This window comes from Flavobacterium sp. RSSB_23 (assembly GCF_051547145.1).
GTDB lineage: Bacteria > Bacteroidota > Bacteroidia > Flavobacteriales > Flavobacteriaceae > Flavobacterium.
The window spans coordinates 70,507-86,535 of record NZ_JBPTTO010000009.1; the positions used below are offsets into that span (position 1 = coordinate 70,507).

Annotated in this window: 12 protein-coding genes and 4 tRNA genes; 15 read left to right on the forward strand and 1 reads right to left on the reverse strand. The window is 35.4% G+C overall.

All coding sequences use genetic code 11. From position 1 onward, the window contains the following. The first annotated feature begins 34 nt into the window (after window positions 1-34). The 15 genes from hpf to ACSVH9_RS13425 all read left to right on the forward strand — a co-directional run bounded on the left by hpf (window position 35) and on the right by ACSVH9_RS13425 (window position 14,173). On the forward strand, window positions 35-337 hold the full coding sequence (gene hpf / locus ACSVH9_RS13355) for a ribosome hibernation-promoting factor, HPF/YfiA family (RefSeq protein WP_159682321.1): 303 nt from the start codon (window positions 35-37) through the stop codon (window positions 335-337). A gap of 91 nt (window positions 338-428) precedes the next feature. Further along, a tRNA-Thr gene (locus ACSVH9_RS13360) sits at window positions 429-502 on the forward strand. Between the two features lie 52 nt (window positions 503-554). Beyond that, window positions 555-635 (forward strand) — tRNA-Tyr (locus tag ACSVH9_RS13365). A gap of 63 nt (window positions 636-698) precedes the next feature. Then, window positions 699-770, forward strand: a tRNA-Thr gene (locus ACSVH9_RS13370). Between the two features lie 54 nt (window positions 771-824). Continuing rightward, the gene (gene tuf, locus ACSVH9_RS13375; RefSeq protein WP_438064148.1) at window positions 825-2,009 is read left to right on the forward strand and encodes an elongation factor Tu; all 1,185 of its coding nucleotides are present in this window, start codon (window positions 825-827) and stop codon (window positions 2,007-2,009) included. Window positions 2,010-2,065: 56 nt separating this feature from the next. Further along, a tRNA-Trp gene (locus ACSVH9_RS13380) sits at window positions 2,066-2,136 on the forward strand. 24 nt (window positions 2,137-2,160) lie between these two features. Next, window positions 2,161-2,358 carry a preprotein translocase subunit SecE gene (secE, locus tag ACSVH9_RS13385; RefSeq protein ID WP_024982058.1) on the forward strand — a complete coding sequence of 66 codons (198 nt, stop codon included), beginning with the start codon at window positions 2,161-2,163 and terminating at the stop codon, window positions 2,356-2,358. 10 nt (window positions 2,359-2,368) lie between these two features. Next, on the forward strand, window positions 2,369-2,920 hold the full coding sequence (nusG, locus tag ACSVH9_RS13390; RefSeq protein ID WP_159682325.1) for a transcription termination/antitermination protein NusG: 552 nt from the start codon (window positions 2,369-2,371) through the stop codon (window positions 2,918-2,920). A gap of 65 nt (window positions 2,921-2,985) precedes the next feature. Next, window positions 2,986-3,423, forward strand: coding sequence for a 50S ribosomal protein L11 (gene rplK, locus ACSVH9_RS13395; RefSeq protein ID WP_064716536.1), 438 nt, complete (start codon window positions 2,986-2,988; stop codon window positions 3,421-3,423). Between the two features lie 13 nt (window positions 3,424-3,436). Then, window positions 3,437-4,126: a 50S ribosomal protein L1 gene (gene rplA / locus ACSVH9_RS13400; protein ID WP_298296292.1), complete on the forward strand. Its 690-nt coding sequence runs from the start codon at window positions 3,437-3,439 to the stop codon at window positions 4,124-4,126. Between the two features lie 22 nt (window positions 4,127-4,148). Next, window positions 4,149-4,649 (forward strand): 50S ribosomal protein L10, encoded by a 501-nt coding sequence (rplJ, locus tag ACSVH9_RS13405; protein WP_438064149.1) that lies wholly within the window; start codon window positions 4,149-4,151, stop codon window positions 4,647-4,649. A gap of 92 nt (window positions 4,650-4,741) precedes the next feature. Continuing rightward, complete coding sequence (rplL, locus tag ACSVH9_RS13410; protein ID WP_300977835.1) at window positions 4,742-5,113, forward strand: 50S ribosomal protein L7/L12; 372 nt, start codon at window positions 4,742-4,744, stop codon at window positions 5,111-5,113. Window positions 5,114-5,391: 278 nt separating this feature from the next. Then, on the forward strand, window positions 5,392-9,204 hold the full coding sequence (gene rpoB, locus ACSVH9_RS13415) for a DNA-directed RNA polymerase subunit beta (protein ID WP_159682331.1): 3,813 nt from the start codon (window positions 5,392-5,394) through the stop codon (window positions 9,202-9,204). Window positions 9,205-9,463: 259 nt separating this feature from the next. Beyond that, window positions 9,464-13,774 carry a DNA-directed RNA polymerase subunit beta' gene (gene rpoC, locus ACSVH9_RS13420; protein ID WP_438064150.1) on the forward strand — a complete coding sequence of 1,437 codons (4,311 nt, stop codon included), beginning with the start codon at window positions 9,464-9,466 and terminating at the stop codon, window positions 13,772-13,774. A gap of 96 nt (window positions 13,775-13,870) precedes the next feature. Continuing rightward, a complete protein-coding gene (locus ACSVH9_RS13425) occupies window positions 13,871-14,173 on the forward strand; it encodes a DUF3467 domain-containing protein (protein ID WP_064716542.1) in 303 nt (100 codons plus the stop codon). Between the two features lie 87 nt (window positions 14,174-14,260). On the opposite strand, the gene ACSVH9_RS13430 is transcribed toward ACSVH9_RS13425, so the two are convergent. After that, complete coding sequence (locus ACSVH9_RS13430; protein ID WP_159682335.1) at window positions 14,261-15,850, reverse strand: peptide chain release factor 3; 1,590 nt, start codon at window positions 15,848-15,850, stop codon at window positions 14,261-14,263. Between the last annotated feature and the right edge of the window lie 179 nt (window positions 15,851-16,029).

Sequence of the window (16,029 nt, forward strand, 5' to 3'; positions counted from 1 at the left end):
TCTACACTATGTTTAACCACAAAAAATAATGATTATGAAGGTAAATGTTCATGCAGTTAACTTTACTGTTGACAGAAAGCTAGTAGATTTTGTCCAAGTTAGAATGGATAAGTTAGAAAAGTATTATGATAAAGTAGTTTCTTCGGATGTTTTTATGAAGGTTGAAAAGACAAGTGATAAAGAAAATAAAATTGTGGAGGTTAAAATTAATGTTCCTGGAGATGATTTTTTGGTAAAAAAACAATGTAAAACTTTTGAGGAAGCTATTGATTTGTCTGCTGAATCACTAGAGCGTTTGCTGGTTAAAAGAAAAGAAAAAATAAGATCTCATATTTAATTCAATTTTTTTTCAAAAAATGTTTTGATTAAGAGATAAAATCTATACATTTGCAGTCCGTTAGAAATAGCGGACTTTTTTATTGATATTTGCCAGCGTAGCTCAGTCGGCTAGAGCAGCTGATTTGTAATCAGCAGGTCGTGGGTTCGAGTCCCTCCGCCGGCTCTATTAGGTTCAAGCTTTGTTTTGAACACGTTCTTAAGGTTATGGTAATAAAGGGGAGATACTCAAGCGGCCAACGAGGGCAGACTGTAAATCTGCTGTGAAAACTTCGCAGGTTCGAATCCTGCTCTCCCCACAAATTAGAATGAAGATTATAGATAAGTGGGTATATGCTCTACGCTTCTTAATCAAGGATTCTGCCGACTTAGCTCAGGGGTAGAGTGCTTCCTTGGTAAGGAAGAGGTCACGGGTTCAATTCCCGTAGTTGGCTCAAGTAAGTAGGAAATTGAAATAAATATATAACTAAGATTAAAAATTAAGTAAAATGGCAAAGGAAAATTTTACCCGTAACAAGCCCCATTTGAACATTGGTACAATTGGGCACGTGGATCACGGAAAAACTACATTAACTGCGGCAATTACAAAAGTATTGTCTGATGCAGGTTACTGTCAAGCAAAATCATTTGATCAAATTGATAATGCTCCAGAAGAAAAAGAAAGAGGTATTACAATTAATACTTCTCACGTAGAGTATGAAACTTCTAACCGTCACTACGCTCACGTTGACTGTCCAGGTCACGCGGATTACGTTAAGAACATGGTTACTGGTGCTGCTCAAATGGACGGTGCTATTCTTGTTGTTGCGGCTACTGATGGACCAATGCCACAAACTCGTGAGCACATCCTTTTAGGTCGTCAAGTTGGTATTCCAAGAATCGTTGTATTCATGAACAAAGTGGATATGGTTGATGATGCTGAGTTGTTAGAATTAGTTGAGATGGAAATCAGAGACTTATTATCTTTCTACGAGTATGATGGAGATAACGGACCAGTTGTTCAAGGTTCTGCTTTAGGTGGATTGAATAATGATCCAGTATGGGTTCCTAAAATCATTGAATTGATGGAAGCTGTTGATGCTTGGATCGAAGAGCCAGAAAGAGATGTTAACAAACCTTTCTTGATGCCTGTTGAAGACGTATTCTCAATCACTGGTCGTGGAACTGTAGCTACAGGTCGTATCGAAACTGGTGTTGCTAATACTGGAGATCCAGTTGAAATCATTGGTATGGGAGCTGAGAAATTAACTTCTACAATCACTGGAGTTGAGATGTTCCGTAAAATCCTTGATAGAGGTGAAGCTGGAGATAACGTTGGTATCTTGTTAAGAGGTATTCAAAAAGAAGATATCAAAAGAGGAATGGTAATCTGTAAACCAGGTTCTGTTAAGCCTCACGATCACTTCAAAGCTGAGGTGTATATCTTGAAAAAAGAAGAAGGTGGACGTCACACTCCATTCCACAATAACTACCGTCCACAATTCTATGTACGTACAACTGACGTAACTGGTATTATTTCTTTACCAGCTGGTGTAGAGATGGTTATGCCTGGAGATAACTTAACTATTGAAGTTAAATTATTGAGCGAGATTGCATTAAACGTAGGTTTACGTTTTGCTATCCGTGAAGGTGGTAGAACTGTAGGTGCAGGTCAAGTTACTGAAATCCTTTAGTTTTTTAACTAAAACAAATAAACTAAGCCAGTAACGCTTTAGTTACTGGCTTTAATACGGGCGTAGTTCAAGGGTAGAATAGCGGTCTCCAAAACCGTTGATGGGGGTTCGAATCCCTCCGCCCGTGCAATATAAAACACAGAGTATAAATATGGCAAAAGTTGTTAATTACATTTCAGAGGCATTTGAAGAATTAAAGTCAAATGTTACTTGGCCAGCTTGGGCTGAGGTTCAACGTCTAACAATTGTTGTTGCTGTTTTTTCAGTACTATTCGCTTTGGCGACATGGGGAGTAGATGAAATGTTTGCAAAAGCATTAGAAGGATTTTTTAACTGGTTGAAAGCATAAATTTCTTGGGATGACTGAAAATAATTTGAAAAAGTGGTATGTCGTTCGTGCAGTAAGCGGGCAAGAAAATAAAGTAAAAGCATATATCGAGACTGAAATCGCTAGATTAGGGATGGAGGATTATGTATCTCAAGTATTGGTTCCTACAGAAAAAGTAGTTACTGTTAAAGAAGGAAAAAAAATTGCAAAAGACAAAGTTTATTTTCCTGGATATGTAATGATAGAGGCTAACTTGGTTGGTGAGATACCTCATATTATTAAGTCTATTACAAGTGTTATTGGTTTTTTAGGAGAAACTAAAGGTGGTGAACCAGTTCCTTTGAGAATGGCTGAAGTTAACCGTATGTTAGGAAAAGTAGATGAGTTAACAGTTAATACAGATACTCGTTCTATTCCATTTAATGTGGGAGAAACAATTAAGGTTATTGATGGACCTTTTAATGGTTTTAATGGAACTGTTGAAAAAATCAATGAAGAAAAGCGTAAACTTGAAGTTATGGTTAAGATTTTCGGAAGAAAAACACCATTAGAGTTGAGTTTTATGCAAGTGGAAAAAGTATAATTTTTGTTACACTATAATAATCACACAATCGCTTCCAATGATTGTCGTGTTAAATTTTTTAAAAAATGGCTAAAGAAATTAGTAAGGTAGTTAAACTACAAGTTAAGGGAGGTGCTGCGAATCCGTCGCCACCGGTTGGACCTGCTTTAGGAGCTGCTGGGGTGAACATCATGGAGTTCTGTAAGCAATTTAATGCTAGAACACAAGATAAACCTGGCAAAATATGCCCAGTACAAATTACTGTGTATAAAGACAAATCATTCGATTTTGTTGTTAAGACTCCTCCTGCAGCAGTTCAGTTAATGGAAGCTGCAAAGCTAAAATCTGGTTCAGGTGAGCCTAATCGTAAAAAAGTAGCTAGTGTTACTTGGGAACAAATTAGAGCTATTGCTGAAGACAAAATGCCAGACTTAAATGCATTCACTATCGAGTCTGCTATGAGTATGGTTGCTGGAACAGCTAGATCTATGGGTATAACTGTATCAGGAGATTCTCCTTTTTAATTAAGAGAAAGACATGGCAAAATTGACAAAAAAGCAAAAAGAGGCTGCTTCAAAAATTGAAAAGAACAAATTATACTCTTTGAAAGATGCTGCTGCATTAATTAAAGAGGTTGCTTCTGCAAAATTTGATGAGTCTGTTGATATCGCAGTTAAATTGGGTGTAGATCCAAGAAAAGCGAATCAAATGGTGAGAGGTGTAGTAACATTGCCTCATGGAACTGGTAAGGATGTAAAAGTATTGGCTTTAGTTACTCCAGATAAAGAAGCAGAAGCTACTGCAGCTGGAGCTGATTATGTAGGTCTAGACGATTACTTACAAAAAATAAAAGATGGTTGGACAGATGTTGATGTTATCATCACTATGCCAGCTGTTATGGGTAAATTAGGTCCATTAGGTCGTATTTTAGGACCTAGAGGTTTAATGCCAAACCCTAAAACAGGTACTGTAACTATGGATGTTGCAAAAGCTGTTGCTGAGGTAAAAGCTGGTAAAATCGATTTCAAAGTTGATAAAACTGGTATTGTACATGCAGGAATTGGTAAAGTTTCTTTCGGAGCTGAGCAAATTTATGACAATGCACATGAAATTATTCAAACATTAATCAAACTTAAACCAACTGCTGCTAAAGGTACCTATATTAAAGGTATTCACCTTACAAGCACTATGAGTCCTGCTATTGCATTAGACCCAAAAGCAGTATAATTGGTAGTTAATAATTTTTAGTATGACTAGAGAAGAAAAATCAATCGCGATTGAAGATTTAACTGCACAGTTAGCTGGTACAAACATTGTATATGTATCTGATATTTCTGGGTTAGACGCAGAAACAACTTCAAACTTGAGAAGAGCTTGTTTTAAAGCAGGTATTAAATTAGAGGTAGTTAAAAACACTTTGCTTGTAAAAGCAATGGAAGCTTCTGATAATGATTATGGTGATTTGCCATCAGTATTGACTGGTAATAGTGCTATATTTATTGCAGATGTTGCAAATGCACCTGGAAAAATTATCAAAGATTTCAGAAAAAAAGCTGCTAAGCCAATTTTAAAAGGAGCTTACATCAATTCTGAGATTTATATTGGTGATGATCAATTAGATACTTTAGCTACAATTAAATCTAAAGAAGAGCTTATCGGAGAAATCATTGGATTGTTACAATCTCCAGCTCAAAGAGTTATTTCTGCTTTACAAAATCAATTCGCTAACAGCGAAGAGACTGAAGCTTAATATAACCAAGCAAGGACTAGTTCCTTGTTGCTTGAATTAGCGCACAATAAATAAATTATATTTTTACAAATCATTTTAAAACGATAGAAAAAATGGCAGATTTGAAACAATTCGCAGAGCAATTAGTTAATTTAACTGTAAAAGAAGTTAACGAATTAGCAACAATATTGAAAGATGAGTACGGTATCGAACCAGCTGCTGCAGCTGTAGTAGTTGCTGCTGGTGGTGGTGAAGGTGCTGCTGAAGAGGCTCAAACAGAATTTACAGTTGTATTGAAAGATGCAGGTGCATCTAAATTAGCTGTTGTGAAATTAGTAAAAGAACTTACAGGTTTAGGTTTGAAAGAAGCTAAAGATGTAGTTGATAGTGCTCCTAGCAACGTAAAAGAAGGTGTTTCTAAAGAAGAGGCTGAAGGTCTTAAAAAATCATTAGAAGAGGCTGGAGCTGTTGTTGAGTTAAAATAATTTCAACATAGTTTAAAATTAGGTTTAGGTCTTGGGTTTAATCACTCAAAGACCTAAACCATTTTTCGTATAATAAAATTTATTAAGTTTTATTATAAAATAGTTTAAAATACCTTAGAATTTTTAATCATTACGAAGAAAATAAATTAGCTAAAGAGCAATCTTTATTAATTTCTCAAGATGTATTGATTCTAAAAAAGAAAGTATAGATTGTTTTATAAATTAAACAGTGTTTCAAACACAAAAATTACTTTTTTTAATCAAAATTTTGTCCATTGATGCTAACAAATCAGACTGAAAGATTGAATTTTGCCTCTACAAAAAATATTCCTGACTATCCAGATTTTCTTGATGTTCAGGTGAAGTCATTTAAAGATTTTTTTCAATTAGAAACTAAATCAGACGAAAGAGGCGACGAAGGATTGTATAATACCTTCATGGAAAACTTTCCTATTACAGATACAAGAAACAATTTTGTATTGGAATTCCTTGATTATTTCGTAGATCCACCACGTTACACCATTCAAGAATGTATAGAAAGAGGTTTGACGTATAGTGTTCCTTTGAAGGCTAGACTTAAACTTTACTGTACAGATCCAGAACACGAAGATTTTGAAACTATTGTTCAAGACGTTTACCTTGGTACAATTCCTTACATGACACCAAGTGGTACTTTTGTAATCAATGGCGCTGAACGTGTTGTTGTGTCTCAATTGCACCGTTCTCCTGGTGTGTTCTTTGGACAATCATTCCATGCAAATGGAACTAAATTATATTCTGCAAGAGTTATTCCTTTTAAAGGCTCTTGGATTGAATTTTCTACCGATATTAATAGCGTAATGTATGCTTATATTGATAGAAAGAAAAAATTACCTGTAACAACTTTATTCCGTGCTATTGGATTTGAAAGAGATAAGGATATCCTTGAAATTTTTGATCTAGCCGAAGAAATTAAAGTTTCTAAAACAGGATTAAAAAAATATATTGGAAGAAAATTAGCTGCTCGTGTATTGAATACATGGCATGAGGATTTCGTAGATGAAGATACTGGTGAAGTAGTATCTATCGAGCGTAACGAGATTATTTTAGATAGAGATACAATTATCGACAAAGATAATGTAGAAGAAATTATTGATTCGAATGTTAAATCTATTTTGTTGCACAAAGAAGATAACAATCAAGTTGATTATTCTATCATTCATAATACGTTACAAAAAGATCCAACAAACTCTGAAAAAGAAGCTGTTGAGCATATCTACAGACAATTGCGTAATGCAGAACCGCCTGATGAAGAAACTGCTCGTGGCATTATAGATAAATTATTTTTCTCTGACCAACGTTACAACTTAGGTGAAGTAGGTCGTTATAGAATTAATAAAAAATTAGGTTTAGATACTCCAATGGAAAAGCAAGTGCTTACCAAGGAAGATATCATAACTATTGTTAAATATTTGATTGAATTGATCAACTCAAAAGCTGAGATTGATGATATTGATCACTTATCAAACCGTCGTGTTAGAACAGTTGGTGAACAATTGTCACAACAATTCGGTGTTGGTTTAGCGCGTATGGCTAGAACCATTAGAGAGCGTATGAACGTTAGAGATAACGAGGTGTTTACACCGATAGATTTGATTAATGCAAAAACATTATCTTCTGTTATCAACTCTTTCTTTGGAACGAATCAGTTATCTCAATTTATGGATCAAACGAATCCATTAGCTGAGATTACGCACAAAAGAAGATTATCTGCACTTGGACCAGGTGGACTTTCTCGTGAAAGAGCAGGTTTTGAGGTTCGTGACGTTCACTATACGCACTATGGTCGTTTATGTCCTATTGAAACTCCTGAGGGACCAAACATTGGTTTGATTTCATCTCTTGGTGTATATGCCAAAGTAAATGGAATGGGATTCATTGAGACTCCTTACCGTAAAGTTTCAAATGGTGTAGTTGATTTAGAATCAACTCCTGTTTACTTAAGTGCAGAAGAAGAAGAAGGTATGATGATTTCTCAAGCAAACATTGAAATGGATGCGACAGGAAAAATTACTGCTGATAATGTAATTGCAAGACAAGAAGGTGATTTTCCTGTAATTGAGCCAAGTCAAGTAGATTATGCAGACGTTGCCCCAAATCAAATTGCATCTATTTCTGCATCATTGATTCCTTTCTTGGAGCATGATGATGCGAACCGTGCTTTGATGGGATCTAACATGATGCGTCAAGCGGTACCTTTAATTCGTCCAGAAGCCCCTATTGTTGGAACTGGTTTAGAGCGTCAAGTAGCTTCAGATTCTAGAGTATTGATTAATGCTGAAGGTGATGGAGTTGTTGAATATGTTGATGCTAACATTATTACTATCAAATACGATCGTTCTGAGGAAGAAAGAATGGTAAGTTTTGAACCTGATGAAAAAACGTATAACCTAATTAAATTTAGAAAAACGAACCAAGGAACAAGTATCAACTTGAAACCTATCGTAAGAAAAGGGGATAGAGTTGTTCTAGGTCAAGTTTTATCTGAAGGATATGCTACTCAAAACGGTGAATTAGCTTTAGGTCGTAACCTTAAAGTGGCGTTTATGCCATGGAAAGGATACAACTTTGAGGATGCGATTGTAATTTCTGAAAAAGTTGTTCGCGATGATATATTTACTTCTATTCATATTGATGATTATTCATTAGAAGTTAGAGATACTAAATTAGGTAACGAAGAGTTGACTAATGATATTCCTAACGTTTCTGAAGAAGCTACCAAAGATTTGGATGAAAATGGTATGATCAGAATTGGTGCAGAGGTAAAACCTGGCGATATTTTGATTGGAAAAATTACTCCAAAAGGAGAGTCTGATCCAACACCAGAAGAAAAATTACTACGTGCTATCTTTGGTGATAAAGCTGGTGATGTAAAAGATGCTTCATTAAAAGCTTCTCCTTCATTACACGGTGTAGTTTTAGATAAAAAATTATTTGCAAGAGCAGTAAAAGATAAACGTAAACGTACTCAGGATAAAGATGCTTTAGGCGCTTTAGAAATGGAGTTTGAAGTTAAATTTGTTGAATTAAAAGACAGATTGATTGAAAAGCTTTTCCTAATAGTTAACGGAAAAACATCTCAAGGAGTAATGAATGATTTGGGTGAAGAAGTATTACCAAAAGGTAAAAAATACACTCAAAAAATGTTGTATGCTGTTGAAGATTTCGCTCACTTAAGTAAAGGTCAATGGGTTGCAGATGATGTGACTAACAAAATGGTTAATGATTTAATTCATAACTATAAAATTAAATTGAACGATTTACAAGGAGCTTTACGTAGAGAGAAATTCACTATTACTGTTGGTGACGAATTACCATCTGGAATTTTGAAATTAGCTAAAGTATATATTGCTAAGAAACGTAAATTGAAAGTTGGGGATAAAATGGCGGGACGTCACGGTAACAAAGGTATTGTTGCTCGTATTGTTCGTCATGAAGATATGCCTTTCTTAGAAGATGGAACTCCTGTTGATATTGTGTTGAACCCACTTGGTGTACCTTCACGTATGAACATTGGTCAGATATATGAAACAGTTTTAGGATGGGCTGGAATGAATTTGGGTAGAAAATTTGCTACTCCAATTTTTGATGGTGCTTCTCTTGAACAAATCAATGCTTTAACAGATGAAGCTGGTGTACCACGTTTTGGACATACCCACCTTTACGATGGTGGTACTGGAGAACGTTTCCATCAAGCAGCTACAGTTGGTGTGATTTATATGTTAAAATTAGGTCACATGGTAGATGATAAGATGCACGCTCGTTCTATTGGTCCATACTCGTTGATTACTCAACAACCACTTGGAGGTAAAGCTCAATTTGGAGGTCAGCGCTTTGGAGAGATGGAGGTATGGGCACTTGAGGCTTATGGAGCATCAAGTACATTACGTGAAATCTTAACTGTAAAATCGGATGATGTTATTGGTAGAGCAAAAACTTACGAAGCAATCGTTAAGGGAGAATCTATGCCAGAACCAGGATTACCTGAATCATTCAACGTATTGATGCACGAATTGAAAGGTCTTGGTCTTGACATTCGTTTAGAAGAATAATTAAATCACAGTAATCAGTTCCATTTTTTGGGACTGATTACTATTTATAAAAGTTTTTAGGATTTATACCCGTAAACCGTTCCGATTTTTTATGTTGATTCTCAGGAAACACATAACTAGCACTTCAGAGAGAAGTTTAGAGAAGTAATCCGTGGTAATAGAGCTTAATGAATTTTGATGATATAGTAATTACTATTTTGTCTTTAATTCATAAATCTAAAATCAATTTTTAATTGCAAATAAATCAATAGTAAAAACTATGATGAATAATAGAAACAACAATAAAGATAAGAATCCTGTAAAAAGATTCAATAAAATTTCGATAGGATTAGCTTCTCCAGAATCTATCTTGAAAGAGTCAAGAGGAGAGGTGTTAAAGCCTGAGACTATCAACTACAGAACACATAAGCCAGAACGTGATGGGCTTTTTTGTGAAAGAATTTTCGGCCCTGTTAAGGATTTTGAATGTGCCTGTGGTAAGTACAAAAGAATTCGTTACAAGGGAATTATCTGCGACCGTTGTGGTGTAGAAGTAACTGAAAAGAAAGTTAGAAGAGATAGAGTAGGTCACATCAATTTGGTTGTGCCAATCGCTCATATCTGGTATTTCCGTTCTTTGCCTAATAAAATTGGTTATATTTTAGGATTACCGTCTAAGAAGTTAGACATGATTATCTACTACGAAAGATATGTTGTAATTCAAGCTGGTATTGCAAAAAATGCTGATGGAGAATCTTTACAACGTTTAGATTTCTTAACAGAAGAAGAGTATTTGAATATTTTAGATACTTTGCCTGCTGATAATCAATATTTAGATGATTTTGATCCTAATAAATTTGTAGCCAAAATGGGTGCAGAATGTATTATGGATTTATTAGCGCGTATCGATTTAGATGAGCTTTCTTATAGTTTACGTCATAGTGCCAATAATGAAACTTCTAAACAAAGAAAAACTGAAGCATTAAAACGTCTTCAAGTTGTTGAATCTTTCCGTGAGTCTAACTTAAATCGTGAGAATCGTCCTGAATGGATGATTATGAAAGTGATTCCTGTTATTCCACCAGAATTACGTCCTTTAGTGCCACTTGATGGAGGTCGTTTTGCTACTTCAGATTTGAATGATTTATACCGTCGTGTAATTATACGTAATAACCGTTTGAAAAGATTAATGGAGATTAAAGCTCCTGAAGTTATCTTGAGAAATGAAAAACGTATGTTGCAAGAATCTGTAGATTCATTGTTTGACAACACTCGTAAAGCTTCTGCTGTTAAAACTGAATCTAACCGTCCATTGAAGTCACTTTCTGACTCTTTGAAAGGTAAGCAAGGTCGTTTCCGTCAAAACTTACTTGGAAAACGTGTGGATTATTCTGCTCGTTCTGTAATTGTTGTTGGACCAGAAATGAAATTGTTTGAATGTGGTTTGCCAAAAGATATGGCAGCTGAATTATACAAACCATTCGTTATTCGTAAGTTGATCGAAAGAGGTATTGTAAAAACAGTTAAATCTGCTAAAAAAATAATTGACAAAAAAGAGCCAGTTGTATGGGATATTCTTGAGAATGTAATCAAAGGACATCCAGTATTGCTTAACCGTGCTCCTACTTTACACCGTTTAGGTATTCAAGCATTCCAACCAAAATTAATTGAAGGTAAAGCAATTCAATTGCACCCATTAGTATGTACGGCGTTCAACGCGGATTTTGATGGGGATCAGATGGCGGTTCACTTGCCATTAGGACCTGAAGCTATTTTGGAAGCGCAATTATTGATGCTAGCTTCTCACAATATCTTGAACCCTGCGAATGGTGCTCCTATTACAGTACCTTCTCAGGATATGGTTTTGGGTCTTTATTATATGACCAAAGAACGTTTAACTACTCCAGAATTAACTATTCTTGGTGAAGGTTTGACTTTTTATTCTGCAGAAGAGGTAAATATTGCCTTGAATGAAGGAAGATTAGAGTTGAATGCTCGTGTGAAAATCAGAGCAAAAGATTTTAATGAAAATGGCGAATTGGTATACAAAATTATTCAAACAACGGCTGGACGTGTATTGTTTAATGAAGTAGTACCAGAAGCTGCAGGATATATCAATGATGTATTAACTAAGAAAAACTTAAGAGATATTATCGGTCACGTATTAAGTTCGACTGATGTACCTACTACAGCTGCCTTCTTAGATAATATGAAAAATATGGGTTATAAGTTCGCTTTCAAAGGAGGTTTATCTTTCTCTTTAGGTGATATTAGAATTCCAGAACAAAAAACAAAGTTAATTGCTGATGCAAGAGAGCAAGTAGAAGGAATTTCTGCTAACTATAACATGGGTCTTATTACCAATAACGAGCGTTACAACCAAGTTATTGACGTATGGACTTCTGCTAATGCTCAATTGACGGAGTTAGCAATGAAGAATATTAGAGAAGACCAACAAGGATTCAACTCAGTTTATATGATGCTTGATTCTGGGGCGAGGGGATCTAAAGAACAAATTCGTCAGTTAACTGGTATGCGTGGTTTGATGGCTAAGCCTAAAAAATCTACTGCTGGTGGTGGAGAAATTATTGAAAACCCGATTCTTTCTAACTTTAAAGAAGGTCTTTCTATCCTTGAGTACTTTATTTCTACTCACGGTGCTCGTAAAGGTCTTGCGGATACGGCGTTGAAAACGGCGGATGCTGGATACCTAACTCGTAGGTTGCATGACGTTTCTCAAGATGTTATTGTTAATATTGACGATTGTGGTACATTAAGAGGTGTTGAAGTTTCTGCATTGAAGAAAAACGAGGAAATCGTTGAATCTTTAGGTGAAAGAATCTTAGGACGTGTTGCATTGCAAGATGTAATTAATCCTTTAACTACTGATATTTTAGTTCACGCAGGACAACAAATCACAGAATCTATTGTAAAAGCAATCGAAGCTTCTCCAGTAGAAAAAGTTGAAGTTCGTTCTCCATTAACTTGTGAGGCAACAAAAGGAATTTGTGCAAAATGTTACGGTAGAAACTTAGCTACAGGTAAGATGACACAAAAAGGAGAAGCTGTTGGAGTTATTGCTGCACAGTCTATTGGTGAGCCAGGTACACAGTTAACATTGCGTACATTCCACGTTGGAGGGGTTGCTGGAGGTATCTCTGAAGATTCTAGTATTATTGCTCGTTTTGCAGGTAAATTAGAAATCGAGGATTTGAAAACAGTAAAAGGTGAAGATAACGAAGGAAACTCTGTTGATATCGTAGTATCTCGTTCTACTGAATTGAAATTAATCGACGAAAAAACAGGTATTTTATTAAGTACAAATAATATTCCTTACGGTTCTAGTATCTATGTTGCAGATGGACAATCTGTTGCAAAAGGAGAAGTTATCTGTAAATGGGATCCATATAACGGGGTAATTGTTTCTGAGTTTACTGGTAAGATTGAGTACGAAGATTTAGAGCAAGGACAATCGTTCATGGTTGAAATCGATGAGCAAACTGGTTTCCAAGAAAAAGTAATTTCTGAGTCAAGAAACAAAAAATTAATCCCAACTTTATTGGTTTACGGTAAAGATGGCGAACTAATCCGTTCTTACAACTTACCAGTTGGGGCTCACTTGATGGTAGAGAATGGTGAGAAAATTAAAGCAGGTAAAGTATTGGTAAAAATCCCACGTCGTTCTTCAAAATCAGGCGATATCACGGGAGGTTTACCAAGAATTACAGAGTTGTTAGAAGCTCGTAATCCATCTAATCCAGCTGTAGTTTCTGAAATTGACGGGGTAGTTTCTTTTGGGAAAATCAAAAGAGGTAACCGCGAAATTATCATCGAGTCTAAATTTGGTGATGTTAGAAAATACTTGGTTAAATTATCAAGCCAGATTCTTGTTCAAGAGAATGACTTCGTAAGAGCAGGAGTACCATTGTCTGATGGTGCAATTACTCCAGACGATATCTTGAGAATCCAAGGACCAGCTGCGGTACAACAATACTTAGTAAATGAAATTCAAGAGGTTTACCGTTTACAAGGGGTAAAAATCAATGACAAGCACTTTGAGGTTGTAATCCGTCAAATGATGCGTAAAGTAAGAGTTCAAGATCCAGGAGATACGTTATTCTTAGAAGACCAATTGATTCATACTAAAGATTTCATCGTTCAAAACGACAATCTTTACGGAATGAAAGTGGTGGAAGATGCAGGTGATTCTTCGGTATTGAAACCAGGTCAAATCGTTACTCCACGTGAGTTACGTGACGAAAACTCTTTATTGAAACGTACAGATAAAAACTTGGTTGTAGCTCGTGATGTTATTACAGCAACTGCTACTCCAATTTTACAAGGTATTACAAGAGCATCGTTACAAACGAAATCATTTATCTCTGCTGCTTCTTTCCAAGAAACAACTAAAGTGTTAAACGAAGCTGCTGTGGCAGGTAAAGTTGACTTGTTAGAAGGCTTGAAAGAAAACGTAATTGTAGGTCATAGAATTCCTGCAGGTACGGGTATGAGAGAGTATGATAATACTATTGTAGGTTCAAAAGAAGACTACAATGATATGATGGCTAACAAAGAAGAGTACATATACTAATGTATTTAGAGATGTAAGATTACTATATTCAAAGACGATTTCGATCGTCTTTGAGTTTTTTAAATCACTACCTCTTTGAATCTTTAACTTTTTACTATGAAAGATCAACAAGAACAAATTAATATTGAGTTAGACGAGAGTATTGCAGAAGGAGTATATTCTAACTTGGCAATTATCAATCATTCTTCTTCGGAGTTTGTTTTGGATTTTGTGAGTATTATGCCTGGTTTGCCAAAAGCAAAAGTAAAGTCCAGAATAGTATTGACCCCACAACACGCGAAACGATTAATCAAAGCCTTGGCTGATAATGTTCATCGTTTTGAGTTAGCTCACGGTGAAATAAAAGATACAGAGCAAGCGCCAATTCCTTTGAATTTTGGCCCGACCGGACAAGCTTAAATACAAAAAGACTTCGTTAAGAAGTCTTTTTTTGTTTGGATTTATAAGTAAAACAAAAGCCAACTTTTTTGAGTTGGCTTTCTTGTATTAATCAAATTCTGAAGTAAAAAATAATTTAACGCTCGGGAATTTGCTTTGTGTCATTTGAATAGTAAAATCAGAATCGGCAAGAAATACTAGTTGGTTGTATTTGTCTTTGGCCAAAAACTTCTGTTTAATACGTTTGAATTCTTTGAATTCTTCGTTTTTAGCATCGTCTGGTTTTACCCAACAGGCTTTATGAACGGGGAAGTTTTCATAGGTACATTTTGCACCATATTCATGCTCCAAGCGATACTGAATCACCTCATATTGTAGCGCACCAACCGTACCGATTACTTTACGATTGTTCATTTCGAGTGTGAATAACTGGGCAACACCTTCGTCCATTAATTGATCAACACCTTTATCCAGTTGTTTTGCTTTTAACGGATCGGCATTATTGATGTATCTAAAGTGTTCTGGTGAGAAACTTGGAATTCCTTTGAAACTCATAATCTCGCCTTCGGTCAGCGTGTCACCAATTTTGAAATTCCCTGTATCGTGTAATCCTACAATATCTCCAGGATAAGAAATGTCTACAATCTCTTTTTTCTCCGCAAAAAAAGCATTTGGGCTAGAGAACTTTAAATTTTTCTTTTGGCGAACATGGTAATAGGGCTTGTTTCTTTCAAAAGTTCCCGATACAATTTTTATAAACGCCAAACGGTCTCTGTGTTTTGGATCCATATTCGCATGAATTTTAAACACAAAACCTGACATTTTCTCTTCTTTAGGATCTACCAATCTTGTTTCAGACTCTTTTGCTCTTGGAGAAGGGGCTATGCTTACAAAACAGTCTAGCAATTCTCTTACTCCGAAATTATTCAAAGCTGAACCAAAAAACACCGGTTGAATTTTTCCATCTAAATACTCTTGACGCTCAAATTTAGGGTAGACTTCATCAATCAATTCTAATTCTTCACGAAGTTTAGTAGCTGGTTTTTCTCCAATAATTTTTTCTAATTCTGGGTTTTGTACATCTGAGAAAGCAATTGTTTCTTCTATATTTTTTCGGCTATCACCGCTAAAAAGATTGATGTTTTGTTCCCATAAGTTATAGATTCCTTGAAAATCATAACCCATACCAATCGGGAAACTCAAAGGAGTTACAGTAAGACCCAATTTCTGTTCTACTTCATCCATTAGATCGAAGGCGTCTTTACCCTCACGGTCTAATTTGTTAATGAAAACAATCATTGGAATGTTTCTCATTCTACAAACGGCCACTAATTTTTCAGTTTGTTCCTCGACCCCTTTTGCAACGTCAATAACAACTATTACACTGTCTACAGCTGTTAAAGTTCTAAAAGTATCTTCAGCAAAATCCTTGTGACCAGGTGTGTCTAGGATGTTGATTTTTTTGTTCTTATAATTAAAAGCTAAAACGGAGGTTGAAACTGAGATCCCTCTTTGACGCTCAATTTCCATAAAATCACTTGTGGCTCCTTTTTTTATTTTATTGCTTTTTACAGCACCAGCCTCTTGAATAGCTCCTCCAAAAAGTAATAATTTTTCCGTTAGTGTGGTTTTTCCAGCATCAGGATGCGAAATAATTCCAAACGTTCTTCTGCGTTGTATTTCTTCTAAAAAACTCATAGTAATAAAAATAGTGTGCAAAAGTACTACTTATAATTTCGAATAAAAAATCTGATGCAAATTCTATTGGTAAAACTTAGAATTGATTTTTTTAGAAATCATCTAAGCGTAATAATTTTTTGTTAATAGTAGGTAGTATAGTTGTATAATGTCTTTGAATTGCTATTTTTGTTTGCAAT

Excerpts from the sequence above, each read along its gene's own strand:
- rplA (WP_298296292.1), top strand. The coding sequence starts at position 3,437 with ATGGCAAAATTGACAAAAAAGCAAAAAGAGGCTGCTTCAAAAATTGAA.
- secE (WP_024982058.1), top strand. The coding sequence starts at position 2,161 with ATGGCAAAAGTTGTTAATTACATTTCAGAGGCATTTGAAGAATTAAAG.
- rpoB (WP_159682331.1), top strand. The coding sequence starts at position 5,392 with ATGCTAACAAATCAGACTGAAAGATTGAATTTTGCCTCTACAAAAAAT.
- ACSVH9_RS13430 (WP_159682335.1), bottom strand. The coding sequence starts at position 15,850 with ATGAGTTTTTTAGAAGAAATACAACGCAGAAGAACGTTTGGAATTATT.
- rplK (WP_064716536.1), top strand. The coding sequence starts at position 2,986 with ATGGCTAAAGAAATTAGTAAGGTAGTTAAACTACAAGTTAAGGGAGGT.
- rplJ (WP_438064149.1), top strand. The coding sequence starts at position 4,149 with ATGACTAGAGAAGAAAAATCAATCGCGATTGAAGATTTAACTGCACAG.
- rplL (WP_300977835.1), top strand. The coding sequence starts at position 4,742 with ATGGCAGATTTGAAACAATTCGCAGAGCAATTAGTTAATTTAACTGTA.
- nusG (WP_159682325.1), top strand. The coding sequence starts at position 2,369 with ATGACTGAAAATAATTTGAAAAAGTGGTATGTCGTTCGTGCAGTAAGC.
- ACSVH9_RS13425 (WP_064716542.1), top strand. The coding sequence starts at position 13,871 with ATGAAAGATCAACAAGAACAAATTAATATTGAGTTAGACGAGAGTATT.
- tuf (WP_438064148.1), top strand. The coding sequence starts at position 825 with ATGGCAAAGGAAAATTTTACCCGTAACAAGCCCCATTTGAACATTGGT.
- rpoC (WP_438064150.1), top strand. The coding sequence starts at position 9,464 with ATGATGAATAATAGAAACAACAATAAAGATAAGAATCCTGTAAAAAGA.
- hpf (WP_159682321.1), top strand. The coding sequence starts at position 35 with ATGAAGGTAAATGTTCATGCAGTTAACTTTACTGTTGACAGAAAGCTA.